22 protein-coding genes and 1 riboswitch are annotated in these 24,049 nt (G+C 69.2%); of the genes, 8 read left to right on the top strand and 14 right to left on the bottom strand.

The genetic code is table 11. The annotated features are described in order from the left end of the window. Positions 1–7: 7 nt before the first annotated feature. From cbiB to CVO96_RS19790, 3 genes are all read right to left on the bottom strand, one after another. On the bottom strand, positions 8–901 hold the full coding sequence (gene cbiB, locus CVO96_RS19800) for an adenosylcobinamide-phosphate synthase CbiB (RefSeq protein ID WP_243398527.1): 894 nt from the start codon (positions 899–901) through the stop codon (positions 8–10). Between the two features lies 1 nt (position 902). Further along, positions 903–1,526: a cob(I)yrinic acid a,c-diamide adenosyltransferase gene (gene cobO / locus CVO96_RS19795; RefSeq protein ID WP_103314196.1), complete on the bottom strand. Its 624-nt coding sequence runs from the start codon at positions 1,524–1,526 to the stop codon at positions 903–905. Positions 1,527–1,650: 124 nt separating this feature from the next. Then, positions 1,651–2,523: an ABC transporter substrate-binding protein gene (locus CVO96_RS19790; RefSeq protein ID WP_103314195.1), complete on the bottom strand. Its 873-nt coding sequence runs from the start codon at positions 2,521–2,523 to the stop codon at positions 1,651–1,653. Between the two features lie 165 nt (positions 2,524–2,688). Beyond that, positions 2,689–2,788, bottom strand: a riboswitch (adenosylcobalamin-variant (AdoCbl-variant) riboswitch). Between the two features lie 180 nt (positions 2,789–2,968). Here CVO96_RS19790 and CVO96_RS19785 point away from each other — a divergent pair. Continuing rightward, positions 2,969–3,250 carry a hypothetical protein gene (locus CVO96_RS19785; RefSeq protein ID WP_133161885.1) on the top strand — a complete coding sequence of 94 codons (282 nt, stop codon included), beginning with the start codon at positions 2,969–2,971 and terminating at the stop codon, positions 3,248–3,250. Positions 3,251–3,739: 489 nt separating this feature from the next. Here CVO96_RS19785 and CVO96_RS19780 read toward each other — a convergent pair whose 3' ends face one another. Next, the gene (locus CVO96_RS19780; protein WP_133161884.1) at positions 3,740–8,461 is read right to left on the bottom strand and encodes a GAF domain-containing protein; all 4,722 of its coding nucleotides are present in this window, start codon (positions 8,459–8,461) and stop codon (positions 3,740–3,742) included. Positions 8,462–8,639: 178 nt separating this feature from the next. On the opposite strand from CVO96_RS19780, the gene CVO96_RS19775 reads away from it, so the two are divergent. Further along, complete coding sequence (locus CVO96_RS19775) at positions 8,640–8,849, top strand: hypothetical protein (protein WP_103314241.1); 210 nt, start codon at positions 8,640–8,642, stop codon at positions 8,847–8,849. A gap of 259 nt (positions 8,850–9,108) precedes the next feature. Here the strand turns inward: CVO96_RS19775 and CVO96_RS19770 are convergent, their stop codons facing one another. Together CVO96_RS19770 and CVO96_RS19765 are read right to left on the bottom strand one after the other, a co-directional pair. Next, entirely contained in the window at positions 9,109–9,552 is a 444-nt protein-coding gene (locus CVO96_RS19770; RefSeq protein WP_103314192.1) for a hypothetical protein, read from the bottom strand. A 55-nt stretch (positions 9,553–9,607) separates the two neighbouring features. Further along, on the bottom strand, positions 9,608–10,033 hold the full coding sequence (locus tag CVO96_RS19765) for a response regulator (RefSeq protein WP_103314191.1): 426 nt from the start codon (positions 10,031–10,033) through the stop codon (positions 9,608–9,610). A gap of 335 nt (positions 10,034–10,368) precedes the next feature. Between CVO96_RS19765 and CVO96_RS19760 the strand changes: the two genes are divergently transcribed. After that, positions 10,369–10,923: an RNA polymerase sigma factor gene (locus CVO96_RS19760; protein ID WP_103314240.1), complete on the top strand. Its 555-nt coding sequence runs from the start codon at positions 10,369–10,371 to the stop codon at positions 10,921–10,923. Further along, positions 10,920–11,612, top strand: coding sequence for an anti-sigma factor (locus CVO96_RS19755; RefSeq protein WP_103314190.1), 693 nt, complete (start codon positions 10,920–10,922; stop codon positions 11,610–11,612). The genes CVO96_RS19760 and CVO96_RS19755 overlap by 4 nt, the downstream gene beginning before the upstream one ends. Before the next feature lie 95 nt (positions 11,613–11,707). Here CVO96_RS19755 and CVO96_RS19750 read toward each other — a convergent pair whose 3' ends face one another. From CVO96_RS19750 to CVO96_RS20870, 3 genes are read right to left on the bottom strand one after another with little or no spacing between them, the layout of a single operon-like run. Beyond that, the gene (locus tag CVO96_RS19750; RefSeq protein WP_103314189.1) at positions 11,708–12,154 is read right to left on the bottom strand and encodes a CHRD domain-containing protein; all 447 of its coding nucleotides are present in this window, start codon (positions 12,152–12,154) and stop codon (positions 11,708–11,710) included. 36 nt (positions 12,155–12,190) lie between these two features. Further along, a complete protein-coding gene (locus tag CVO96_RS19745) occupies positions 12,191–12,946 on the bottom strand; it encodes a cupredoxin domain-containing protein (protein WP_103314188.1) in 756 nt (251 codons plus the stop codon). Beyond that, on the bottom strand, positions 12,928–13,197 hold the full coding sequence (locus tag CVO96_RS20870) for a hypothetical protein (protein WP_133161883.1): 270 nt from the start codon (positions 13,195–13,197) through the stop codon (positions 12,928–12,930). Before CVO96_RS20870 ends, CVO96_RS19745 begins: the two co-directional genes overlap by 19 nt. Before the next feature lie 472 nt (positions 13,198–13,669). Between CVO96_RS20870 and CVO96_RS19740 the strand changes: the two genes are divergently transcribed. The 3 genes from CVO96_RS19740 (at position 13,670) to CVO96_RS19730 (ending at position 15,397) form a co-directional block, all read left to right on the top strand. Next, positions 13,670–14,221, top strand: coding sequence for a recombinase family protein (locus CVO96_RS19740; RefSeq protein WP_103314187.1), 552 nt, complete (start codon positions 13,670–13,672; stop codon positions 14,219–14,221). Between the two features lie 7 nt (positions 14,222–14,228). Continuing rightward, positions 14,229–14,762 carry a DUF4158 domain-containing protein gene (locus CVO96_RS19735; protein WP_165795461.1) on the top strand — a complete coding sequence of 178 codons (534 nt, stop codon included), beginning with the start codon at positions 14,229–14,231 and terminating at the stop codon, positions 14,760–14,762. Positions 14,763–14,953: 191 nt separating this feature from the next. Further along, positions 14,954–15,397: a hypothetical protein gene (locus CVO96_RS19730; RefSeq protein ID WP_103314185.1), complete on the top strand. Its 444-nt coding sequence runs from the start codon at positions 14,954–14,956 to the stop codon at positions 15,395–15,397. Between the two features lie 139 nt (positions 15,398–15,536). Here CVO96_RS19730 and CVO96_RS19725 read toward each other — a convergent pair whose 3' ends face one another. From CVO96_RS19725 to CVO96_RS19715, 3 genes are all read right to left on the bottom strand, one after another. Further along, positions 15,537–15,779 (bottom strand): hypothetical protein, encoded by a 243-nt coding sequence (locus CVO96_RS19725; RefSeq protein ID WP_103314184.1) that lies wholly within the window; start codon positions 15,777–15,779, stop codon positions 15,537–15,539. A gap of 106 nt (positions 15,780–15,885) precedes the next feature. Beyond that, positions 15,886–16,611 carry a ZIP family metal transporter gene (locus tag CVO96_RS19720; protein WP_103314183.1) on the bottom strand — a complete coding sequence of 242 codons (726 nt, stop codon included), beginning with the start codon at positions 16,609–16,611 and terminating at the stop codon, positions 15,886–15,888. Between the two features lie 184 nt (positions 16,612–16,795). Then, the gene (locus CVO96_RS19715; RefSeq protein WP_103314182.1) at positions 16,796–17,068 is read right to left on the bottom strand and encodes a hypothetical protein; all 273 of its coding nucleotides are present in this window, start codon (positions 17,066–17,068) and stop codon (positions 16,796–16,798) included. A 655-nt stretch (positions 17,069–17,723) separates the two neighbouring features. On the opposite strand from CVO96_RS19715, the gene CVO96_RS19710 reads away from it, so the two are divergent. Next, positions 17,724–18,560, top strand: a complete 837-nt coding sequence (locus tag CVO96_RS19710; protein ID WP_133161882.1) for a LuxR C-terminal-related transcriptional regulator — start codon at positions 17,724–17,726, stop codon at positions 18,558–18,560. Positions 18,561–18,698: 138 nt separating this feature from the next. Here the strand turns inward: CVO96_RS19710 and CVO96_RS19705 are convergent, their stop codons facing one another. Beyond that, positions 18,699–23,147, bottom strand: a complete 4,449-nt coding sequence (locus CVO96_RS19705; RefSeq protein WP_103314180.1) for an Ig-like domain-containing domain — start codon at positions 23,145–23,147, stop codon at positions 18,699–18,701. A 435-nt stretch (positions 23,148–23,582) separates the two neighbouring features. Beyond that, positions 23,583–23,729 carry a hypothetical protein gene (locus CVO96_RS21195; RefSeq protein WP_165795460.1) on the bottom strand — a complete coding sequence of 49 codons (147 nt, stop codon included), beginning with the start codon at positions 23,727–23,729 and terminating at the stop codon, positions 23,583–23,585. Positions 23,730–24,049: the final 320 nt, after the last annotated feature.

Genomic DNA, 24,049 nt, shown 5'->3' with positions numbered 1-24,049 from the left:
GCTGGCGTCACGATGTCCTCGAGGTTCCGGGCCACAGGGCGCACGCGGCGGCCAGAACGAGGGTGCGGCGGGCGAGAACCAGCGCGCGCAGCAGGTCGGTGGGGGCTGGGGGCCGCCCGGCGGCGTTCAGAACGTACACGCCGCGTTTCTCCAGGCGCACGTTCAGCGCGCCCGCGAACGCGCTCATGGGATGCCCGCCGTTCGGGCTGGGCGTGACTCGCCGATCCCGCGCCCACACCCGCCACCCCCGGCCACCGGCAGCGAGCAGGGCGCACAGGGCAGTCAGACGCGCCGGCACAACGTTCAGGAGGTCGTCAGCGTGTGCGGCGGCCTTGCCTGCCCACGTCAGTTCCGGCGTGCGGTAGCCCCACATCGCGTCGGCCGTGTTCGTGAAGCGGTAGGCGGCGGCCACACCCAACCCGCCGGCCCGCGCGGCGAGCAGGGGCGCGACGACGCTGTCCGACAGGTTCTCCGCGAGACTGGCGAGTGCGGCGCCGGCCACCCCGGACGCGTCCAGCGTGGCCGTGTCCCGGCTGACGAGGTGCCACGATAGCAGCCGGCGCGCTTCCGGGAGGTCGCCTGCCTCCAGCGCGCCGTGTACGTCCTCGACCGCTGTGAACAGGGCGCGCCGGGCCAGCAGGGGCTTGAGCAGGACGCCCTGCACGGGCCACGGCAGTCGGGAGGCCAGCACGCCCGCGCCGCCGCTGAGGAGCGTGCCGAGGGCCCAGCCCGCCGCGCCCTCGGCCAGCTGTCCGGTCGGCGTGGTCGCCCTCCACTGGATGCGGGCCGCCTTCAGGAACGAGCCCATCCACACGACAGGGTGTGCGTGGGCGGGCGGTTCCCCCAGCGTGTCCAGCGCCAGGGCGAGCAGCAGAGCGCGGCGGGGCGTGGGCCGGAGCACCTCAGTACTCGATGCCCGTCTGCGCGCCGATCCCGGCCGCGTACGCATGTTTGACGGGCGTGACCTCGCTCACCGTGTCGGCCAGCACGGTCAGTTCCGGCAGGGCGTCCCGGCCGGTGATGACCACGTGCACCAGGGCGGGGCGGGCCTTCAGGGTGGCCTCGACCTCCGGCCAGGCCACCCAGCCGTAGGTGAGGGCGTACGTGAACTCGTCGAGCACGATCAGATCGTACTCACCGGCCAGGATGGCGCCCCTGGCCAGGGCCCAGCCGTGCGCTGCCATGGCGGCGCTATTCTCCAGGTCACGCGAGCGCCACGTGAAGCCGTCGCCCAGGCCCTCGTGCTCGATGCCCAGGACGTCCAGGGTGCGGTGCTCGCCGAAGCGCGCGCCCTCGTGCTTCAGGAACTGGAACAGCCGCACGCGCAGGCCCCGCCCGTGGGCGCGCATCATCAGCCCCAGCGCAGCGGTCGTCTTGCCTTTGCCGTGCCCAGTGTTCACGATCAGCAGGCCCCGGCGGCCCTTTTGGAGCCCCTCCGGTTTCCGGTGCGCGTCGCGGGCGGCCGTCAAGTCACGCATGGCCGCTTCGCGCCGCTCGCGGGTCGCGTCGTCGAGCGGGCCGGTCACCGGACACTCGGGTGAACCGAGGGCGAGCCCGAGTGAAGCGGGCTGAAGCAGGGTGCTGGACTGGTGCGTTGGACATGCATTCCGATCTGTCCACGAGTCACTCTGAATTCGGTGGCGTCCGGCATCACTTCAGCGCTCCAGGATGCAGCAGGCGGATCAATGCGCGCAGGGCGACCGCCAGGCGCGGGCCGGGGCGACTCAGGGCGTCGTTCTCCTCGGCGGTGGGTTCGGAGACGCGGCCGGCCTGCACGGCCCGTAGGGTGTTCCAGCCGGGGCGCACGCGCGCGTCCGCGAGGCTTAGGCCGACCATGACCTGCGGGTTGGCCTTCACGATAACCTCCGGGTCAATCTTCGGGAAGTCGCCCAGCGCGGCCGGCACGATGGTCTGTCCGCCCGCCTTCGCGATCAGCGCGCCGATGAACGAGTTCGGCCCGACCGAGTACGGCGTGGGATCGATCTCGAAGTACGTGCTGACCTTTGGCAGGCCCACGACACTGGCCTGCAAGGCGTTCAGGTCGGTGCGCATGGTCGTAATCAGGCGCGTGGCGCCAGCCTCGTGGTTCGTGAGCCGGCCCAGAACGGCAATCTTTTCGAAGACCTCGCCAAACGTCTGCGCGGTGCCGCCGTACACGGTCAGGCCCGCCGCCGCGAGTTTTTCGGTCAGGCGTGAGCCACTGGATTCATCGGCCAGCACCAGGTCTGGGTTCAGCGCCACGATCTTCTCGATGTTCGGCTGGTAGCCGCTGCCCACCTTCGGCAGGCGGTCGGTCAGGGTTCTGGGGTAGTTGCTGTACTCGTCCACGGCGATCAGCGTGCCCTCCGCGCCGATGGCGGCGAGCGTCTCGGTGTGGCTGGGGAGCATGGCGATGATTCGGCGGGGCGGGGCCTTCAGGGTGACAACGCGGCCCAGGTCGTCCCTGACAGTCAGCGGGTACGTGGTCGCGGCGGCAGTGGACGCGGCAGCCAGCAGGGCGGCGAGCAGGAAACGGTAAGGCATGGTGAACTCCGGCGTGCGTGGGCGGTGGAACAGCCAGGAGCGGGCGCAGCGTGGGAAAACCCGCTCCAGCCGGGGCCAGAGCGGGCACGCGCATAGCGCGGTGACATCGACTCAGTGTGCGGCCCTCTGACGGCGAGAGGTGCGCTTCTCCAAAGAAAAGCGGCGTCCCTGAGAGGCATTCGGGCTCACCCTCCAGATTCGGACGGCATACCGTTGCGCGACAGCGCCGGATTCTCACCGGACTTCCCCAACCTCAGGTCAGGGCGCAGCGTAGCAGACGCCGGGGGGCGGAGTACACGGCCCACCACGCACTCCTGGGTCGGCGCACGGTGGCAACTTGGGGGGAACCCCCGCCCCCGCGCCGGTTAGGGTGACGGTCAAGCGCCGCAGGGAGTGCACCAAGATCTGATGCGTCTTTTCGTTTCCATACCCCATACAGTGAGGTATGCGTCATCATTCTTCCGAGCGTGCGGCCGTGCTGGCGGTACTGGCCAGCGAGAATCGGGTCTGGAGCCTCAAGGACATTCACATGTCGCCGCAGACCAGGAGTCTGGAGACGGTGTATCTGGCGGAGCTGCTTCCCCGATTGGAAGAGCTGGGCTATGTGGAGCGCCGGGTCGGTGAGCGCCTGGCTGGGTACCGACTCTCGCCGTTGGGGCGCCGGACGCTGCATTCCTGGATCGACACCAGACAATGGCCCCCCGAAGGGGGGCAAAGCGAAGGTTGACCATCTGATGATCAGCAGGCACGGTTCGGGTTCCCGCTCTCTCCGCCTGCCCCTCAGCTGCCGTGGCCAGGGCCGTCAGCAGGGGCGACAGCGAGAGGTCGGGCTGGTGCACTGTGGGGCCACCGGACTGGAGTAAGCGGCGGCAAGTTCAGCGTGAGATATATCTTCTGATATGTACACCTATGATGGAAGGATGCCACCTTGTTCCCCACCGTCCCCGAGCACCAGCCTCCCTGTGAAGTCATCATCAGGGAAAGGCCCAGCATAGGGCGGGAAATAAGGACAAGGCAGAAACGAGAAACCAAGAGCCTGGGCCACAGCGACAGCCGACGAGGGAACGAGGCTGAGGTGGGAACGGGGGACGTAAGAGGGCAGGGGGAAAGAGGGATGGTCAGTCAACGTAACAAATATCGAGCATTATACAGGAGGACTGGCTTGTCAGACCCCCCGCACTGGCTCCGGTGTGCGTCACACCCGCCCTGACGCCCCTCACGCCGCCGGCAGAGTAAACAGGAAGGTGCTGCCCTCCCCCGGCACGCTCTCCACCCACAACCGCCCGCCATGGCACTCCACGATCTTCTTACACACCGCCAGCCCGATCCCCGTGCCCTGGTAGACCCCCTGACCATGAAGCCGCTGGAAGATCACGAAGACCTTCTCGAAGTATTGAGACTCGATCCCCAGGCCGTTGTCCGTTATGGCAAAGCGCCAGCACGCCCCCTCCCACTCGGCCGAGACCTGCAGGCGCGGCGGCACGCCCGGCCGGTGGTACTTCAGCGCGTTGGCCAGCAGGTTCTGTAGCAATTGATCGAGCTGCCGCCGATCCACCAGCACGCGAGGCAGGGCACTAAACGTAACCGTGGCCTCCAGGGCCTCCACCTCCGGCATCAGGCGCCGCCACACCTGCTCCACCACCGCGCCGCTGTCAGTTGGAGTGGGCGGACGCTGCTCGGTGTCGACGCGCGAGAAGGTCAGCAGGTCGTCCACCAGCCGCTTCATGTGCTGCCCACTCTCCGTGATGAAGCGCAGATACCGCACTCCGCGCTCGTCCAGCTGCGCCTCGTAGCGACTCGCCAGGATCTCGCTGAAGGAGGTCACCGAGCGGATGGGGGCCTGCAGGTCGTGCGAGGCGATGTACGCGAACTGCTCCAGCTCCGCGTTGGAGCGGCGCAGCTCCTCGTTGGTGCGGAGCAGCTCCGCCTGCGCCCGCTCGCGCTCGGTCACGTCCTTGACCAGGCCCACCATGCGCGTCACCTCGTTGGAGGCGTCGCGCTTGAAATAGCCGTCGTCCTCCACCTGGGCGACCGTCCCGTCCTTGCGCAGCACTCGGAAGGGCAGATGAAACTCCTCACCCGAGGCGACGACCCGCCCGATCTCCCGGGTAAAGGCGTCCCGGTCGTCCGGGTGGATCAGCCATTCCGTCCAGTCGTCCAGGGTGCCGGCCAGCTCCTCCGGCGCGTAGCCGGTGATACCCTCGACCGCGCCGCCGTACAGGATCTCGCCCGTGCGCGGGTTCCAGTCATAGAGCAGGTGGCCCGAGCCCTTCACCGCCACCTCGTAGCGCTCGCGCCATTGGGCAACCTCTTGGGTACGCGCCTCCAGCCGGGCCAGACCCTCGGCCCGTTCCAGCGCCAGGCCCAGGCTGCGCACCACCGACTCCAACGCGGCCTGATCCGGCCGTGCCCACGGCCGCGCGCCGCCGAACAGCACCACCGCCATCACCCCCTTCGGCTGGCCCTGAAGCAGTACCGGGAAGGTCGCCGTGGCCCCCAGGTGCGCCCCCAGCTCACCGATGGTGTCCGTATCGATGTCGTACTGGTCTTGGTAGTACGGCTTCAGGGTCGTGTAGGGAATGAACAGGTTCCGGGCCTCCTGAACCGGGAAGCCCTGGTCGGCCGCCGCCTGGAGGGCGGCGCTGCGCAGTTCCCCGGTCTGGGCGCGCAACACCCTCCAGTCCCCCTGGGGCTCGAAATACAGGGCGTACCCGTCTGGAAGCAGCGACAGGGCCACCTCCTGGGCGCGCCGCACCAGGGTCAGGCGGTCGGTCCCGGTGCTCAGATCGCGAGTCAGCTCGGCGAAGCCCTCCAGCGCCTGGGTACGCGCCGCCAGCTCGGCGTTCTGGGTCTGCAGGTGCCGCGCCGCCTCCGCCCGCTCGAAGGCCAGCGCCAGGCTGCGCCCCACCGACCGGAACACGCTGCGCTCGCGCGCCGTCCAGGCCCGGGCCTGGGTCGTGCCCATGGTCAGCAGGCCGCGCGGCTGCCCCGCCCCAAAGTACGGGTACAGCGCGGCGGCGCCGTACATCTCGGTATGCGCGACGTTCTGGGTTCTCCAATCGTCTACAAACACGATGGCCCGCTCCGCAAAGGGGTGGGCAAAGACCGGCAGGTTGGCGGGAAACCCCTGCACGGACTGCGCCCTGACCTCCGGGGGCGTGAGGTCGGAGAACACCCGGCCCTTCCAGAGCCCGCCTTCCAGCTCCGAGTAGCCTGCCTCCACCCCGATGGTGGCGCGCAGCACGTCCCGAACACCCTCGGCCAGCGTCAGCGGGTCGGTGGTGTGGGTGGACGCCTCCGTGAAGCGGGCAAACGCCTCCAGGGCCTCACGCTCTTCGGCCAGCCGTCGGGTCTGCTCCGCGCGCTCTAACGCCAGGGTCAGCTGACGGCTCACCGTGTCCAGCACCGCCCGGTCTTCGCCCGACCAGGAGCGCTGGCGGTACAGCGCGAAGCCCAGGACGCCGCGCGTGTGCCCGTTCACGACGATGGGCAGGGTCACCGAGGCGCCCGGGTACGCCTCGCTGCCCGTTAGTCCGTCGAGATCTGGATCATACTCATCCTGGTAATAGGCCTCCCCGCTGCGCCACGGGGTCACCAGGTTGGTCGCCGCCTCAAAGGACAATCCGGCTTCCAGTGCAGCCTGTAGTTCGGGCGTGTTGGCGTGTCCCACCTGCGACCCGATGCGCCACACCCCCTCCCGGGGCTCAAAGTAGACCGAGAACCCGGCGGACAGCAGGCTCAGCACGATCTCCTGCGTCCGGAGGATGAGCGTGTAGGGCTCCGTCTCCAGGGCCAGGTCGCGGGAGAGTTCCGCGAAGGCAGAAAGGGCCTGACTCCGGCGCGCCTCCTCGGCCTGACGCGCCTGAAGGTGCCGGGCCTGCCCGGCGCGCTCCAGGGCCAGGGTCAGGCCGCGGGCCACGGCCCGGAACACGGCCCGGTCGCGCTCGGCCCACTGCCGCTGCCCCCGGAGGCCCAGGGACAGGATGGCCTGCACCTCGCCGCCCTGCACGAGCGGGGCGTTGGCGACCGCGCCGTAGGCCTCGGTGCGGGCGATCTGCTCCTGCGCAGCGTCCCAGTTCTCCACGAAGACGGGCCGCATGCTCTTCAGGGCCTGGGCGAAGCTGGGTGTGTCCCGGGGCAGCCCCGCCAGCAGCGCCGCGCGCAGCTCCGGCTGATGGTTGAGGTCATCGTTGTGCAGCCGGAGTGTCCAGCGGCCCCCCTCCAGTTCGTAGTAGGCGCTGGAGCACCCGGGGAAGCGCAGGGTGAGCGCCGTCACCGCCTGCCGCGCCAGGGTGGACACGTCGGTCTCGGTGCCTGCCGCCTCGCTGAAGGCCACGAAGGCGTCGAGGGCGGCGCGTTCCTCCTCCAGCGCCCCGGTCTGCTCGGCCCGCTCGAAGGCCAGCCCCAGGCTGCTTACGGCCGTCTCCAGCGTCGCCCGGTCGGCGCGGCTCCACGGGCGGCTCACCTCCAGCCCATACCCGAACATCCCTTGGTGCCGACCCCCGACGACCAGCGGCAGTGCCGCCGTGGAGGCCAGCGCTCCCGTGCCGGGCACCCCGTCGTCGAGCGCCTGATCGTAGACGTCCTGGTACAGCGGCTCGCCGCTCTCCCAGGGGCGGCGGAAGTTCAGCACCGTCTCGTAGGGCAGGGCCGAGTCCAGCGAGGCCTGCACCACCCGGTTCTCGGGGTGGCCGACCTGCGAGCGCAGGTGCCAGACGCCGGCGCCGAGTTCGTAGTACACCGCGAAGCCCTCACCGATCAGCTCGCTCACCGCCTCCTGCGCCTGCCGGATGAGCGTGAGGGGGTCGGACTCCGGGCGGCGGGCCAGCTCGGCGAAGCGTTCCAGCGCCAGGGTGCGGGCCTCCAGCTCCTCCCCCCGGGTCTGCAGCAGCCGGGCCTGAGCGGCGCGCTCCAGGGCCAGGATCAGCCCGCGCCCCACCGCCCGCACGAGCGCCCGGTCGCGCCCACTCCAGCGCCGCGTGTCCCGCAGGCCAAAGACCAGCAGGGCCTGCACCTCGCCGTTCACCACCAGCGGATAGGTGGCGGCCGCGCCGTACGCCTCGCTGTGCGCGATCCCTTCCTGCACCGGATTCCAGCCGTCCGTGAAGTCCACCGTGCCCGTCCGCAGGGCCTGGCGGATGAAGGGGGTACGGTCGGCCAGGCCGGCCTGCAGGCGCGCCACCAGGGGCGCCTCCATGTCCTCACTCCACACCTCGGGCGTCCACACCTCCCCCCGTCTGGTGTGGTAAGCGATGCTGCCGTCCTGGAAGCGGGCGCGCAATACCGCGATCGCCTGCCGGGCCAGGGCCAGCAGGTCGGTCTCGGTGCCCACCGCCTCGGTAAAGGCCATGAAGGCCTCCTGCGCGCGGGCGTCCGTTTCCAGCTGCCCGCTGCGTTCCTGCACCTGGCGCTGCAGTTCCGTCATCAGCCGCGCCCGGCCCAGGGCCACGGCACACTGGGCCGCCAGCGTGCGCAGAAAGCGCCGCTCATCCTGGGTGAAGGTGTGGGGCTCGCGAAAATCCAGGATGATCGTGCCCAGCGGCCGCTCGTCGAGGAACATCGGCAGCACGGCGGTCGCGACCGCAGCGACGCCGCCCGTGCGGGCCTCCAGCTCCGGGTAGGCGCGCGCGAGCTCGCCCGGATGCTCGAAGAACAGGGCCTCATGGCGCTCCAGGGCGTCGCCAGCCGGGACGGCGCGCTCGAGAGGCCCGTCCTGCCAGACGGTCTGGACGTCCGCCTCGTCCCCCTGCGTGACCGCGAGGGTCAGGCGACTGGCCTCCTCATCCACCAGCAGAACGGCGCCCGCGACCGCGTCCAGGGCCGCCAGCGCGGGCGTGAGCACCACCCTGAAGACCTCATCCGGCGTGCGGGCCGCGGCGAGCTGCTCGGTGAGCTCCTGCAGACGGTCGCTCAGGGAGGAAGACGCGGGATGGGGCACCGTCACAGGATACGGGTCAGCGCCCCCAGGCCCGCTCAGCGTTCCTTACCGTTCACCCAGGCTCAGCCTCTCCGGAAGTGCCAGAGAAACTGAGGCTCGGTCGGGAAGACGGTCACCCCGCTGGCTCCAGTACACTGGCCTCGCGCCTGTTCAAGGACGTCCCCAGGTGGTGACCCCCATGCCCCGCACCAAACCCACCCCCCGCCCCAAATACCACCAGACTTACCCCGATCACCTCGCCACTGCCGAGCAGCTGAAAGCCCTGGGACTGAAACCCGGCACGAGCGAACCCGACGCCCTCCTCGAGTACAGCCACGGCACCACCAGCGGCCTGTGTGCCCTGTATGACCGGGACAAAGCGGTAAGGCTCGAGGTGGAGTCCGCGTGATCAGGGCTGGCCCTCCTCCAGCATCACCGCCCTCGCCCTGACCCCCACCGCTGCGCGCCAGAAGGCACACCTGGCCACCCCCACGGGACGGCCCGTGACCGCCCGCCGCCCGCAGGGTGACCGCCCTGCGAGCCGAGTCTGAACCCTCCAGCACCGTTCCACATCCAGATCTGGGCACACTGACCGGGACAGGATCAAGACGACCCGCCGCCCGAAGACTGTGGGAGCAGCCTGTCCAGGCTTCCTCCCCCCTGAGCCCCTACGCCTCCTGCCACCACGCCTGCGCCAGCAGTTCGCGCACTTCCGGCGTGAGCTCTGGATCCCCCTCCCGCAGCAGCGCCTCGTACACCGGCCGGCCCGCGCGCATCACCGCCCGCACCTCATCCGCCACCGCGCCCGTCCCGCCCTGCTCGTCAAACCACACGAACAGGCAGCGCAGCACGTCCACCCGCGTCACCACCTGCGGCTGAACGAGCACCTCCAGCAGGTACCGGTACACCTGGGGCACACCGGGCCGCAGCGCACCGGCCTCGTCCCACAGCAGACGCAGGAGGTGCTCCACCGTCCAGTACCCGCCGGCCTGCCTCCGCTCGGCCTGCGTTTCCGTGAGCAGACCGCGCAGCAGCTCGGGAACGCTCAGGACGGAGGCCGTCGCCCCCAGGCCGAGCGCCGCCCAGTGCACCTCCTCCAGGTCGTCCTTCATCGCACACTCACCGTCCCACGCGCTGAGCCTGCCCGGCGCCGGCGCCCACTGCGGCTCAGGCCACCGGCCAGCTCGGCAGGCGGTTGCTCATCCAGTACGCCAGAAACTGATCAATTTGCTTCAGGAACGCGGGGAAGGAACTCGCTTTCACGAGGTACGAGCTGGCGTGCAGCGAGTACGCCCGGGTGACATCCTGATGCCCCGAGGACGTGGACAGCATCACCACGGGGATGCTCCCCCAGCGGGCGTCCGCCTTGAGGATGCGCAGCACGTCGAAGCCGCTCATCCTGGGCATGTTGATGTCGAGCACGATCACGTCCGGCAACTCCCCCACCTCCAGGGTCTCCAGAAAGCTCAGGGCGCCCAGGCCCCCCTCGAAGGTGTGCAGGGTCAGGGACGTGCGGTGGCTTTCGAAGGCCTCGCGGGCCAGTTCAAGGTCGGCGACGCTGTCATCGACCAGCAGAATGTGAAAGGGACGCATGAGCTGCTCCTCTGAGGAAGGGATGGAAATGCCAAGGGATGCGTCACGCTAGCAGGCGGCCTCGCCCAGGGCAAGGGTGAGCGCTCGGACTGGTCGAGTGAACCACCCAGATGGGCCTAACCTGGCCAAGGCTGAAATTTTGTCCAGATCGTGTGAGTGGGTGATGAGTTCAGGGGTCACGATTTGAGCGTGCTGTCTGTTCATCCTCCTTGCCTGAGACGTGCATCCAGGCAGCCCTCTGCGCGCATACAGGAGGTATGTCCGACTTCGCCGCATTCGCCTGCTTTCCTGGGTTTCATGCCCCGGAGCGGCGGCCGGTGCGGCAGACTGCGGTCATGCCCGCTCCCCTGCCGACCGCTCTGGATCATCAGGGGCTGCTCGTGCAGCTTCAGCATGGACAGGAGGGCGCCCTGAAGGCCCTCTACGACGCGCTCGCCGGCGTGACCTACCGCGTGTGCCTGCGGATGCTGGTCTCCCCGGAGGACGCCGAGGAAGTCCTGCAGGACACCTTCCTGCGCCTGGAGGCCCAGGCCGGGCGCTACGATCCGGCGCGCGGCACGGTGCAGACCTTCGTGCTGACCATCGCCCACCACCTGTGCCTGGAGCGGCTGCGCGCCCGCCGCGCCCGGCCACAGGCCCGTGACGGCGCGGTCGACGATCCGGCCTTCGACCTGCCAGCGCCCTCGCCAGCGCGCGATCCCCTGGATCAGGCCCTGCTGGGCGCCGCCCTGAGATCGCTCCCGGACACCGACCGGCTGCTGCTGGAGGGCATGTTCTTTGGCGGCTACACGCACGCTGAACTCGCGGCCCGCACCGGGCTGCCCCTGGGCACGGTCAAAAGCCGACTGCGCCGCGCGCTGCTGAATCTCCGCAGGAGGATGACCCCATGACCCACCCGACGGAGCTGCTGCCCGGGTACGTCCTCGGTGACCTGGAGCAGGCGGAATTGGAGAGCGTCGAGGCTCACCTGTCCGGCTGCTCCACCTGCCGCGCCGAGCTGGCCCGGCTGCAAGACGCGCTGTTCTCGCTCGCCGACGACCTGCCCGACGCAGCGTTGCCCAGTGGCGGGTGGGAACGCCTGCAGGCCCGCCGCGTCGCCGGGGCTAGCCCTTTCACGACTCAGCCGCCGCTCAGAGCGGTGCCCCGCCTCCACCGCCCGCGCTGGCCGTGGCTGGCGGCGGCCGCCGTGCTGGTGCTGGCCCTGACGCCCCTCACGACCCGCCTCATGACGGCACCGTCCCCGCAGACCACGGCCCAGCGGTGGGAGGCCCAGGGCGCGTCCAGGCTGACCCTCGCGTCGCCGGACGGTCAGGCGTTCGGCACCCTGCTCGTGCGGCCGGACGGACAGGCCCTGGTGATTCTCGCCCGGCCGGCGCCGGCCGGGCAGGTCTACCAGGCATGGGGCCGCACAGGCAGCGGGACGGGCGCCCGCGTGCCGGTCAGTCTGGGGCTCACGGGCGGCACCGCCTTGCAGGTGGGCTGGCGGGGCTACGCGTCTGTGGGCATCAGCGTGGAACCCGCCGGGGGCAGCCCGGCCCCGACCCGCCCGCTGGGCCGGGTGGCCCTGCCCGGCGGGTAGACCAGAGGTGGTGATGGACACGGCCAGGGGCGGCCAGTGGACACGTCAGCAAGGCGGCCCCCACGTTGCCGTGAAGGCCGCCCTGGTTGCGATCCTCAGCCCTTGGTCATCTTGACTGGGGCGCAGATCGGCACGACGCTGGGATCGCTGGCGTAGTGGACGTTGATGTACGCGCCCAGGTCGCCCGCGATCTTGGTCATGTCGCCGCTGACGGTCACGCTGGCGTTGCCGCTGGCGTCCGACATGAAGCCTGGGAAGCCCAGTGTCACCGGCCCGTTGGAGGCGCAGGGATCGGTGCTGGACGCCGGGCCGAAGGCGTGGTAGTGCGCGATGTACGCCTTGCTGGGCGTCAGGCCGCTCACCGTCAGGGTGGTGCTGACCATGCCGCCACTCATGGTCGCCACGGCCTTGCCCATGGCGGCGGGATCGGCCGCGTTGGCGTTGTGCTTGAAGGTGTAGGTGGTGCCGCCACCCATCATCATGCTGCACGAGCCGAGCAGCGCGGTGGTGGCCATCCCCAGAACGATCTTGTCTACGAACATATGTTCCTCCGTGGTGCGTGGTGCATTGACTCCGCCTCAGCGGTTGGTCACAGTGATCGTGGCGCTCATGCCATCGTGGTACGAGCAGTAGTAGGTATAGGTGCCGGGGGTCTTGAAGGTGTAGCTGTACTTGTCCCCTGGCCGCAGATCCGGTGACTTCAGGTCGGCCACCGTCAGGGACAGGACGTTGTGGGTGATCTGCCCGGTATGGAGCCAGGTCACGGTGGTGCCGGCGGGGACGGTCAGGCTGGTGGGCTGAAACACGTTGTCCCCGACCTTTACGGTGACCGGAGCCGCAGCCACCGGGGTGGCGGCTGTCGGCGCTGGAGCGGTGGCCGGGGTAGCCGGAGCCGCCCCCGTCTTCAGCAGCGCCGCACACAGCGGCACGACCGTCAAATCAGACGCCGTGTGGACGTTGACATACGCACCCAGAGCCCCAGCGATGCGCGCTGAATCGGCCCGCAGGACGACCGTGGCCTGCCCGCGTGCATTGGCCTTGAAGGCCGGGAAGCCCAGGGTGACGGGCCCCTGGGACGAGCAGGGCTCAGTCGCCGCCTTCCCCAACGCGTGATAGTGGGCGACGTAGGCCCGGCCCGGCGTCAGGCCCCGCAGGGTCAGGGTGGACACCGCTAGCTGCGGAGTGGGGCTGCGGACACTGAGCTGTCCAGTCGCAGCCGGGCTGTCCGCGCGGCCCATGCCCTTGAAGGGGAAGAGCTGTACGGTCGCCGCGCTGGCCGCGCCTGGCGCTAGGGCGGCCACGACCAGTGATGTCATCAGGACACGTCTGAACATGAGGCTCCTCTGTTTGGTGATGGATGTGGCACAGCGTTGGTCGCGAGATTCATGACCGTGACGGTGGTCGAGGTCTGGTCGGCGGTGTCCACCCGGTCGCGCGCGGAAACCGCGGGGCCGTTGATGGCGGGCGGCTGGCTCATGCCTTGGGCGCCGCCGCTGGCCTGCTGCGCGAGGGCAAGGGCGCCAGTCACGCTGGGTGTGAGCAGGGCGGCGAGGTCAGGACGGAACGGACGGTGACGCTGGAACATGACGACCTCTGGGGAACAGGAGATGGCGCTGCGAGGGGGAGGGTGACGGACGGCTGGATGATTGCTTTCATCCCCTGTATGCCCAGCCCCCCTCTCCTGGATTCCCTGAGCTCTTCACCGAAGCTTCACGCCGTGACTTGCCAGGCAGCCCTGGAGTTTCCGAAGGTCACGCCACGTCTCGCTGACCTTCTGACTCCGGGCGACCAGTACGCTCAGCCAAGCCCACCTTCAGTGCTCCGCAAGCCGTCACGCAGGGTCTGCGCGCGAACTGGACACCGGGTGGTCAGTGGATCCTATTCGAGCGCGTACAGGGGTCACGACACGGATAAGCCCTGGTTGTACACCAGGATTGCGAAAACATTCGTCTGTTCAACGATGCTGATGATGTGACGGGCAGCGGGTTCTGGCGTTGCGAAACACTGTTGCATAATCAGGAGCATCCGCACCACGTTTTGGCACTCCTGGAGGCCCCATGCAGATTGGGTATGCACGCGTCAGCAAGCAGCACGACCAGGACACCGCCGCACAGCTCCGGGCGCTGAAGGAGAGCGGCGTGGGACGCGTGTTCACCGAACACGCTTCGGGAGGCCGCTGGGATCGCCCCGAACTTCACCGCATGCTCGACCAGCTGCGCCCCGGGGACTTGGTGGTCGTCTGGAAGCTCGACCGGCTCAGCCGCAGCCTGAAAGATCTGCTGCACCTGATGGAGCTGCTGGGTGAGCGGGAAGCGGGGTTCCGCAGTCTGACCGAGGCCATCGACACCACCACGCCCGCCGGCCGGATGATGATGCAGATGGTCGGCGCCTTCGCCGAGTTCGAGCGCGCCATGATCCGCGAGCGCACCCTGGCAGGACTGGAGCAGGCGCGCTCCGAGGGGCGCGTCAGCGGGCGTCGGCGCAAACTCCTCCCGCACCAGGAGCAGGACATCCGCGAGTCCGTCCAGGCCGGGCGGCGCACGGCGGCGCAGTGCGCCCGCTTGTTCGGCGTGCATCCCAGCACCATCACCCGGCTTCTTCAGCGCTGAGCGCCGCGTGATCCGCACCTGGACGCCCGAGGAACTCGCGCACCACTTCACCCTGAGCGCCGGGGAACGGGTCTTCCTGGGCCACAAGGGCGCGGCGGCCACGCTTCACCTGGCCGCCCTGCTCAAGACCTTTCAGGTGGGGGGCGAGTTTCTGGATCGTCCGCAGGCGGTGCCTGCGGCGGTCATCGACGTCCTGTCCCAGCAGCTCGGCCTCTCTCCAGCCCTGTGGGCAGAGGTGGACTGGTCGACCCGAACGGCGCGGCGCTACCGCGATGAGGTGGCGCACTTCTGCGGCTTCCGGGCCTTCCGCGCACCGGACGGGGCGGCGCTGATCGCCCACCTCACGCCCCTGGTCGCCGACCTCAATCCGGACTCGGAGAGCCTGAGGCAGCGCGGACGGGACTTTCTGCGGGGACAGCGTCTCGTTCCGCCGACGGCACAGCGATTCAGTCGCTGCCTGCGCGCGGCCGTGGGCGCCCAGGAGGAGCACTGGATGCAGAGCATCCAGCGCCGGCTCAGCCCCCAACCTGTCAGGCCCTGAACGCCCTGATCAGCACCGATGCGGCGGCGGATGACCTGCAACTGCTGCTGGTCGTCCGCTCCACCCTGGCCACCCTCAAAGACACCGCCGGGCGGGTCACGGTCGACACCGTCCTGCAGGAACTCGCCAAGCTCAGCGAGCTGAGCGCCCTCGGCCTTCCGCCGCAGCTGGTTCAGGGGGTTCCTCCCAGAGTGCTCCAGCAGTACCGGCGCCGGGCCGCCAGTGAACCACCCCGCGAATTGCGCCGCCATCCCGCGCCCCTGCGCCACGTCCTGCTCGCCGCGCTGTGCTGGGAGCGGCTGACCGAGGTCACCGAAGACCTGGTGGAACTGCTGGTCTCGGTGGCCCACCACATCGGCACCCGCGCCGAGAGCAGGGTGGAGGCGGAGGTGCCGCGGCACCTCCGGCGGGTGCAGGGCAAGAGTGCGCTGCTGTTCAAGCTGGCCAAGGCCGCCCGCGCCCAGCCGGAACGGGCGGTGCGAGCCCCCGAACCCCTCCCCGCCCCTGGGTCTCCGCTGACCAGGCGCTCCAGCTTAGCCGCCCGTTCCAGCGCCGCGAGTGCTTGTCGTTCAGCGCCCGCGCCGGGGTGGGTCGCCTCCAGGAGGCCGACCAGCGCGGCCCGCCTCGTGGCGTGAGCCTCGCCCCCCGTTGGCCGCAGGGCGAGCACGTCCTGCCCCACCTCCATCACCAGTCATCCGGTACAGGCCCACCTGGGCGCCGTGCCCCTGGCCCCCAGCCCGCTGAAGCCAGATGACCCGTCACACCGAGATCGGTTCAGCCCGACTTCTTCTTCTGGGACAGGGCGCTCCCGGCCGCCTTTTTCGACGCCTTGCCCGTGTCTGGACTCTGCAAGACGTCCGAGGCCGCCTGGGCCGCTTTCACGCCCGTGCTCCGCCCCCCCTTCACCTGCGACAGGGCGCTCCCCGCCGCCGCCTTGGAATCTGCGCCTGTGCGCCCATCCCGCAGGGTCTTGGCCGCCGCACTGGCCGCACTCTTGCCGGTCTTCTTCTCAGGCATGACTGTCTCCTTGAACCGCGCTGATCTTGTCGGGGATGCCCCAGTATAGGTCAGCCCGTGCGCTGGAACGCCTTCATGCGCCACCTCAGCAGCCCGACCCGACCCGCTACAGGTGACTGAGGGTGAACGCCGCCAGGAAGCCGACGGTGGTGGCCAGCCCGATGGCGGCCCCGCCCTCCTCGTACGCTTCGGGCAACATGGTCGACGACAGCATGGTCAGGATGGCCCCGGCGGCGAAGGCCTGGATCCCCGCGATCAGCCCGGGGCCCGCTGACCCCAGCACTGCGTACCCGAGGCCCGAGGCCAGGCCGCTCGCCGCGGCGATGGCGGCCCACAACCCCAGGATGTGCGCGGGCCGGTGCCCGGCCCGTTTGAGGCCGACGCTGGCACTCAAGCTCTCGGGGATGTTGCTCAGGAACACGGCCGCCAGAAACTCCCAGCTCAGCGTCCCGCCCGCCAGCAGACTGACCCCGATGGCGACCGATTCCGGGATGCCGTCCATCAGCGTGCCCAACACGATGGCACTGGCCTGACCCCCCTCCTGCTGACCCGTGCTGCGCTTGCGGTGCAGGCCGCCAGCGCGGTTCACCGCCAGGTCACCTAGGAAGAACGCCAGCGCGCCCAGCACCAGTCCGGTCGCCACCGCACCAAAACCGCCCCGGTTGAAGGCCTCGTCCAGCAGTTCGAAGGTCACCGAACTGATCAGCACGCCGGCCCCCAGCGCCATGATCAGCGCGACCAGGCGTTTGTGCAGCGGCGCGTACAGCCCCAGCAGGGCGCCGACGAGGAGGGAGGAGCCCGCCGCCAGACCCCAGAGCGTCGCTGTCCACATGGGTTCAGTCTGGCAGATGGGGGTGGGGGCGGGGCCGTCCGCTCAGGGATGGAAGCGTGAGGGGGCTGTATGCCCCCCTCTCGGCGGGCTTCAGGAGCCCGTCGCCCTGGGCGAGCCAAGCTGGCCCTCTCTGGAGCGCTGCGGCGCCCGACCGAAGCCAGCGCCTGCATTCAGTGAGCGCGGTTCAGGCCGTCGGGCGTGACATCGCAGGAACCGCACGCTCACCGGCCGCAGGCGTGAACCCCGGGCGCGGGTGCCGGGCCGGCAGCACGACCACGAGCGTCAGCAGCAGGCCCCCCAGGGCCGGGATCAGCACCAGCCACAGGCCCGAAAGGCCCAGCATATGCAGCGCGGGTGCGCTCCCCAGGGTCAGCGCCATCAGCCACGGCCAGGCCGCCCACAGGCGGGCCGCCATGCGGAGACGTTCGTCGCACTCGGGCAGGGGAGCCGCGTCCATGGCGCATGGGAGTAGGAGCCAATCAGCTTCACGTCTGCGCCTCCTCAGGGGAGCCTCAGGCAGCGGGGGACGGTAGCCCCTGAACGGGGAGGGCCTGGCCTGTCACAGATCGAACGTCTGACCAACCCGGCGATCCAGGCCGCGTGATCCCAAGCGCGGTTAGATCTAGACGATTCAACCCGGGGCGAAGGCACTCGCAGAGCGGCGAAGTCAAGGAGCACCAAGGGCGCGGAGTGGACTCGCAGAGCGCCGAACGCGAGGAACAGGGGGCCCTCTACGGATGCTCCAGAACGAAGCGCAACGCGGATGAGGGGGCCAGGAACCTGCGGAAACGCTCGTCTGCCCACCCCTTTGGGTATGCGCCAGGTCAAGCCCAGACGCAGATCGACGGGGCACACGGGACGGTCGAGGATCGGCCTCGCCCTGCGCGGGGGCTGCGCCGCTCCAACGTGTTCAGCATTGACGTCACACCGAATGACGAGCATCCCCATGCCGCACGGAACATCGGCTCGGAAGAGCCCACGCCTGCCGTCATCCCGGTGGGTCGTACTCACCAGCCGTTTGATTGGCCCGAGTGGGTGTGCCGAGTTGGACGCCTCAGACTCGACTGGGCATATCGCCTTGCCTCCGCGCCACAACCGGGCATACTGCGGGGGTGACCTCAGACGTGGCGCCGCCCCCACCCCGTGCCTGGGAAGCGGCGGTGCACACCCTGGTCGAGACGCTGCAACGCAGCGGGCAGTTTCGCCTGGCCACCTTCTGCACCTACGATCCACGGAGCCGCACCACGCGCAGCTTTGCCAACGCCGGCTGGCACCAGGCACAGGTTCAGCGGGCCTTCGCCCTGATGAACCTGCGCCTGCCCGCCTACGATCCACGCGCGGTGGCGACGCCGATCGACCGCAACCTGCTGCTCCTCCGGGTCATTGACGGGCGCGAGGCAGTGACTGGAACCATTGAAGCGTACACCGGCGGCATGGTGCCCTCCTTCCTGACCATGATCCTGGGACGGGTCGCCGGGGGCCGCCACGTGGCCGCCCGGCCGGTGGTCGTGCGGGGCGAGGTGATGGGAGTGCTCACCGGCTACCACCGCCACGCCGAGCCGAGCGCAGAGCAGGAGCGGGTGTTGACCACCTGCACAGCTCAGATCGCCCGCTGGATCGGGGACGCGGGCCTGGAACCCTTCAGCCACGGTGAGTCTGCCCCCCGGCCACCAGGGGAACCTCGCCCAGTGCCCCCGGTTCCCACCGCGCCCCCGGGCTGGGACGCAGGCCGCCAGGTGGGCGAACTCAGCGCGCGCCAGCGCGAGATCTGGACGCTGCTGGCGCAGGGACACAGCAACGCGGCCATCGCCCGGCACCTGGGGGTGAGTCCCCGCTGGATCGACAACGCGGTGGGGCAGCTGTACGCCGCGCTGGGCGTCGACACCCGCGACCCGGCCGTCAACGCGCGGGTGCAGGCGACGCTGCTGTACATTCAAAAAACCTGTTAGTCAAACGGTAGCATTGCTCAGATCAGAGAGGCGAAGTATGATTATTAAGCTTACAGGCGTCAATTCAGTCTTGAATGGAAAGCATTAGTTTATACAATAAATATAGAGCCCTTTACGGGCCCTATATCCAAAAACCCGTTACTCTTTAGTCCAACTGAGATCCCCGCGAATAGTCAAACCGCAGTTCGAATTACGAGACACTGACAGAATCATCACCTGATTGGCGTTAATTTGATCATAATTTAAAATAGTGGAGGCATCCAAGAAGGTGTCCTTTTTGGTATCATCCGCTTCCTCAATTCCAGATGTGTGTAGGCCAAACGTGTCCCCTTCTCTTATCACTCTCGGGCCAGTATTGAAATTTTCGGGGACAGTGTAGGTCGTCCCTTCACGCACGTCATCCAACCTTCTCCTTTTGTTTTCGTCGTCATACAGGCTCATGAGGGGCTCAAAACCACCTGAGCCAAATTTTATTCCGATCGTACCAGTGAACTCACCATAATTGTTGCCGGCAATATCGTCGCAATCGCCGTCCACAGTAATGGTGCGCAAACGCAATTTCAGCAGTTTGTCACGGATCAGTGGGCTGAGACCGTTGCGCCGGTTGAGCAGTTCGAACTCGTCACGGCTGTCGTCGCTGTCGGTGTCTGCCTTGTAGGGATCGGTGCCGTAGCGGTATTCATCGGCGTCGCTCAGGTCGTCGAAGTCGGCGTCCCGTTGCAGAGGGTCTGACCGCACCTGGTACGGCGTGGTGGTTTTCACCGTCCAGGGCACGTTCAGCTCGTCGCCGTCGCTGCGGCCGTCGCCGTCCGTGTCCGCCCGCTGCGGGATGGTGCGCGCGGCCTGTTCCTCAGCGTCACCCAGGCCGTCGCTGTCGGTGTCCGCCGCGCGCGGATCGGTGCCCAGCAGTTGCTCCTGGCGATCGTCCAGCGTGTCGCTGTCCGAGTTGGGGTTGGTGTGGTCGGACGTCACACGGCGCGTGCTGGCCACGCCCGCCAAATCGTACGTGGTGACGTCCCAGCCCTCCTTCTCGACCACGTTGGCCAGGCCGTCGCCGTCGTCATCGGCCACCCGGTCGCGATCCGGGACGCCCGGGTCGGTGCCCAGGCGCCGCTCGACGCTGTCGGGCAGCTTATCCTGATCCGAGTCCGTGAGGAAGGGATTGCTGTACACCGTGATCGGTTCGCCGCCCGGGAACGACCGGATCGTGTACCCCTTCAATTCGGTTCCGTCGGGAATACTGTCCCCATCGGTGTCGGCATCCGAGGGATCGAGCTGCTGGACATACGGGGTGCCGATCATCTGATCCGGCACTTTCGGGTTCCGGATGAAGGGCGCCGTGTACATCTCGCAGCCCACGCGGGTCGAGCGGAGTTCCTGGCAGTCGGTCAGGCCGTCCCCGTCCGAGTCCGGGGCCGCCGGGTTGGAGCGCAGCGGCCGCACCTGCCCGTCACTCAGGATGGTCAGCGGCTGGCGCTTCCCGTCGCCGTTCAGCGGCCCGTACAGTTCCTCGGCGTCCTCGAGGCCGTCTTCGTCCGAATCCTTCCGGCTGTCCGAGGTGCCGTAGAGCTGCTCCTCGCTGAGGGTCAGGCCGTCGTGGTCGAGATCCTGGTTAAACACCAGACGCAGCGTCTGGCCCGACTGCACGACCGTGGGGCCGAAGGGCAGGGTGTCATCCAAGGTGTTGTCGCGGATGAGAAACCAGCGCTGACGCTGCGGATCGAGCCCGGAACCGGATACCGGCGCGTCCTTTGACAGCTCGCGCACCCGCCACAGCTCCTCGACGCCGTTCACGACCTTGGTCGAGTACGAGGCGTGCCGCTCCGCGGGACTCAGACCCGCGTCCTCGCTGGCGTCATGGTGCTTGAGCTCCAGCACGTCCTCCATGATGGACTGCAGGGTGCGGCCCGCGGGGCGGCCGCTGCCGCCGAAGGTGGAACCGGTGGCCACGCGGTACCGCTCCAAGGGCAACCCCCCGCCGTAATCGATGATCACCTGCGCGGTGCGCTCGTTGATCTGCTGCGAGGTGTAGGCGAAGTTGCGCCCGAGCTCGTCGGAGATGTCGTAGTTGACCACCCGGAAGATGAGTCCCTTAGGATCCTGCATGAGCTGCTCGATCAGCGCCGGAAACACCTGGGTGGCCTTGAAGCGGAAGGGGCCGCGCGACGGGCTGAAGGGCCCCACGCTAATGCCGTCCGCCCCCCCGCCGTCGGCGCGCAGGGTCGCCACCGGAATGAAGCTGCCCAGGTTCTTCGGATCGGGCATCAGGGCCGTGACTTCCAGGTTCCGGATCGTGAACGAGATGTTGCCGGTGTTCCTGACGGTCAGGCCAACGGCGAGATCCGCCCCGACCACCTCGCGCGTCACGCTCTCGCTGACCGTGACTTCCTTGTCGGTGCTGAGGGTACTGGCGTACTCGCGCTGAGAGCCCTCCACCGACGAGCGGGTGAACGTGGTGGCGTCCGAGCCACCGCCGCCGGCCTCCACCGATGCCTTGACCGTAACCTCGCCCGCTGTGCCGCCCTCGACAAAGCCCCACTTGATCTTGGCCCCGGCCTCGACGCCGGCCTTGGCGAACCACTCGGAGGTGTGCGTGTCCGATCGCTCCGTGCTCGTGGACTGGCTCTCTTGCAGGGTCGTGGAGGCGCTTTTGCTCTCCAAGGTGCGCGTGCCGCGGTCGCTCGTAGCCGTGAAGCGCGTGTCCAGTTTCAGATCCACACCGTTCACCACGATGTCCGACAGCGGCAGATCCGCGATGCGCGGATTGCGCACGCCCGAGACGACCTCCTGCCAGTCCTTGAGCTGGTCGCCGTCCGTGTCGTCGAGGAGTGGCGAGGTCTTGAAGAACCCCACCTCCAGGCCGTCACCCAACGTGTCGTCGTCGCTGTCGGCGTCGTTGGGGGTGGTGTAATGCACGTTCAGCTCGTCGGTGTCGCTGAGCTGGTCGTCATCGGTGTCCGTGTCACGCGGGTCGGTCTGGTAGGTCTTCTCGTCGCGGTCGTTCAGACCGTCCTCGTCCGTGTCGGCGCGCGTCGGGTCGCTGGTGACCTCGCGGGCCTGCACCCCGCTGCTCAGCGTGGTGATCCGGATCGTCCAGCCCCGCATCTCCTCGGCGTCGCCCACGCCGTCGCCATCGGTGTCCACGGGCGCGCCGCCCGGCGGGAGCCCCACGAAGGTCGCGCGGCTGGGGTTCACCCCGCGCTCGGGCGGGGCCAGTGGGTTGCCGGCGCGGTCGGTGACGTCGCTGACCGCCAGCTCATACTTCACGTCCGACTGAGGCCGGGTGGTCAGCTCGACGGTCTGGCCATCGCTCACCAGTGTGGCGGCCGTCACCTCCAGCGTGGCCGCCTGCGGCGTCACGCCGCTCTGAGAGGACGCCGCGCCGGCCGCGCCGGTGATCCGGTAGCGGGCGGGGTTCTCCGCTCCGTCCGGGCCACCGCGCATGGGCTCGGAGAAGCTGACGCGCACGGTGGTGTTCGAGGTGGCCCCCGCGGACACCACCCGCGGCGGCGTGGTATCCGCGCCGGGGGGGCCGGCGCGCGAGCTGCCCGTAAAGGTGAGGGTGGACGCGCCCTCACTCAGCGCGTTGCCGGCGGGGTCGGCGAGACCGGTGGACTTGACCGTATAGGCCGTGCCCCCGGTCTGGGGGGTGGTGGTCAGCACCAGCGAGGTCTGGAACTCGCTGAGCCTGGCCGCCGTCACGGCCAGGGGCTGCCCGGCGGCGTCCGTGACGGTGTACCGCGCCAGATCCGCGGCCGCCGAGGTGAGGGGCTCGCTGAACAGCAACTGCACGCTGGTGTTGCCGGTGGACAGGATCTGCTTGACCACCGGCGGCACCTTGTCCGGGCCGGCCGCCATGGGCGTGAAGGTGTCCTGGCTGCGCTGCGGATCCACCAGGGCGGGCGCCTGGCCGCTGGACGCGGCCACCCGGGCTCCGGCCACGTCGAGCACCCAGGAACCACCGGACAACGCCGGCACGCTCAGCACCGCGCTGGTCTGATCCTGGCTGAACCGCACGCCCTGCACCTTGGCCGGCGATGCCTGTCCCTTCAGGCCGGCCCCCCCCACCCCCGGGGCCAGCACGAAGTGTTCGGGCCGGGTGGCCGCGGGGTCGAAGCGGGCCCCCTCGCCGGTGGCGGGATCCCGCAGCACCACGAGCAGTTCGGTGGGGCTCAGGGGGGTGACAGTGCTCACCACCGGGGCCGCCACCACGGAGCCGGCAAATTCGCCCTGGCCGCTCACCGCCCCGCCGGAGGCGGTTCGCACCCCGCTCAGCCTGACGCTGTAGCGTCCAGCGCGCTGGGGGCCGGTCGCCAGATCGAGACCGCGCCGGTCGGCGGTCAGGTAGGCGGAGAGCACGGGCAACTTCGCGCCCTGATCATCGGCCAGGACGAGGGCGCTGACCTGCGGTGGGCCCAGCGCCCCATCGAAGTCCAGCCGCACCGAGGTGGCGCTGCTAGCGGTGACGGCCAGCAGTTTGTTGGCGCCAGCAGGGGTGGGCGCGGCGCTCTGGCACGCCGCCAGGAGCAGCAGGCTGACGGCGGCCATGTGGGGGCGCAGACTTCGGCGGACGGTGAGGGTGGTCATGGCGGGCCTCCAGGTGGGGGACGGAGAGGGAGCGAGGGGGCGGCACACTGCGGCGCGGCCCACCGTCGCCAGGACGGCGTGAGGGGCGCACGTGCTGAACCGTGCAGTACTTGAGCGGCTGATGAGGTGGCGGAATTGATCGTATCCAGCGGCAGTGCTGCAGCGTGAGGGGGATATCCCACTGCGCTGCAGATGAGAGCGCCGGGCAGACGGCGGCCGACTGGCCAGAATGCCTGCGGCCGGCCTCCCGGGGGCCAGGCCGTGCAGGACGCGGGCCCCTCCATCCCTCTCAGGAGCGTGCTCTCCCACGTCCTGTGGGCTCCTCCTGCACGGGTCGCACCCAGCGTCCCAGACGCTTGGTTTGGCCTGCTTCCCTGGTGAACGGCGGTCATTCATGCCGCCCGCTCCCTCACACGACGACCCCCGTTCAGGGCGTCAGGGGCCGCGTCCAGGCGTCCCGCACCCGGTCATGCAGCCCTGGAAGGCGGCTGCAGCACCCGCGTCCAGCAGGTTATGCTCCTGCGCCACCTCGCCCCCGACCTCTGCCTGCAGTGGAACGAGTTCGGGCTCCCGCTTGGTCAAGCCCTCCCGGCGCCCGGGCCGGCCCCACCTCCACCCTAGCCGCCATCACCCTGCTCCGGTGGCCCACCGCAGTGCCGGCAGTCGTGAGATCGTGGTCAAAACGCCCTGCCGCCCGGACAGCGTGGTCAGGGAAGCCAGTGGTGAGACGCAGGGTCATCCCGCGCTTGACCCCTGGGCGAGACGCTGCTCGCCCCTGGCAGGCCGCTGGATCTGGGCCGGCGCGCCGAGGAGTCATCCTCCAGTGGCAAGCCCGAACCCCGGCCGCGCCACCCCACGCTCTGGAGGGAGGGCCGCGCCACGGGCGCCCGGGCGCGCCCTCG

It is taken from the genome of Deinococcus koreensis, assembly GCF_002901445.1.
Lineage (GTDB): Bacteria > Deinococcota > Deinococci > Deinococcales > Deinococcaceae > Deinococcus > Deinococcus koreensis.
Note: the sequence above shows the minus strand (reverse complement) of the source record. Positions and strands in the feature narration are given on the sequence as shown.

Coding starts and splice junctions, on each gene's coding strand:
- CVO96_RS19790 (WP_103314195.1), bottom strand. CDS start 2,523: ATGCCTTACCGTTTCCTGCTCGCCGCCCTGCTGGCTGCCGCGTCCACT.
- CVO96_RS19785 (WP_133161885.1), top strand. CDS start 2,969: ATGCGTCATCATTCTTCCGAGCGTGCGGCCGTGCTGGCGGTACTGGCC.
- CVO96_RS19775 (WP_103314241.1), top strand. CDS start 8,640: ATGCCCCGCACCAAACCCACCCCCCGCCCCAAATACCACCAGACTTAC.
- CVO96_RS19770 (WP_103314192.1), bottom strand. CDS start 9,552: ATGAAGGACGACCTGGAGGAGGTGCACTGGGCGGCGCTCGGCCTGGGG.
- CVO96_RS19765 (WP_103314191.1), bottom strand. CDS start 10,033: ATGCGTCCCTTTCACATTCTGCTGGTCGATGACAGCGTCGCCGACCTT.
- CVO96_RS19760 (WP_103314240.1), top strand. CDS start 10,369: ATGCCCGCTCCCCTGCCGACCGCTCTGGATCATCAGGGGCTGCTCGTG.
- CVO96_RS19755 (WP_103314190.1), top strand. CDS start 10,920: ATGACCCACCCGACGGAGCTGCTGCCCGGGTACGTCCTCGGTGACCTG.
- CVO96_RS19750 (WP_103314189.1), bottom strand. CDS start 12,154: ATGTTCGTAGACAAGATCGTTCTGGGGATGGCCACCACCGCGCTGCTC.
- CVO96_RS19745 (WP_103314188.1), bottom strand. CDS start 12,946: ATGTTCAGACGTGTCCTGATGACATCACTGGTCGTGGCCGCCCTAGCG.
- CVO96_RS20870 (WP_133161883.1), bottom strand. CDS start 13,197: ATGTTCCAGCGTCACCGTCCGTTCCGTCCTGACCTCGCCGCCCTGCTC.
- CVO96_RS19740 (WP_103314187.1), top strand. CDS start 13,670: ATGCAGATTGGGTATGCACGCGTCAGCAAGCAGCACGACCAGGACACC.
- CVO96_RS19725 (WP_103314184.1), bottom strand. CDS start 15,779: ATGCCTGAGAAGAAGACCGGCAAGAGTGCGGCCAGTGCGGCGGCCAAG.
- CVO96_RS19720 (WP_103314183.1), bottom strand. CDS start 16,611: ATGTGGACAGCGACGCTCTGGGGTCTGGCGGCGGGCTCCTCCCTCCTC.
- CVO96_RS19715 (WP_103314182.1), bottom strand. CDS start 17,068: ATGGACGCGGCTCCCCTGCCCGAGTGCGACGAACGTCTCCGCATGGCG.
- CVO96_RS19705 (WP_103314180.1), bottom strand. CDS start 23,147: ATGACCACCCTCACCGTCCGCCGAAGTCTGCGCCCCCACATGGCCGCC.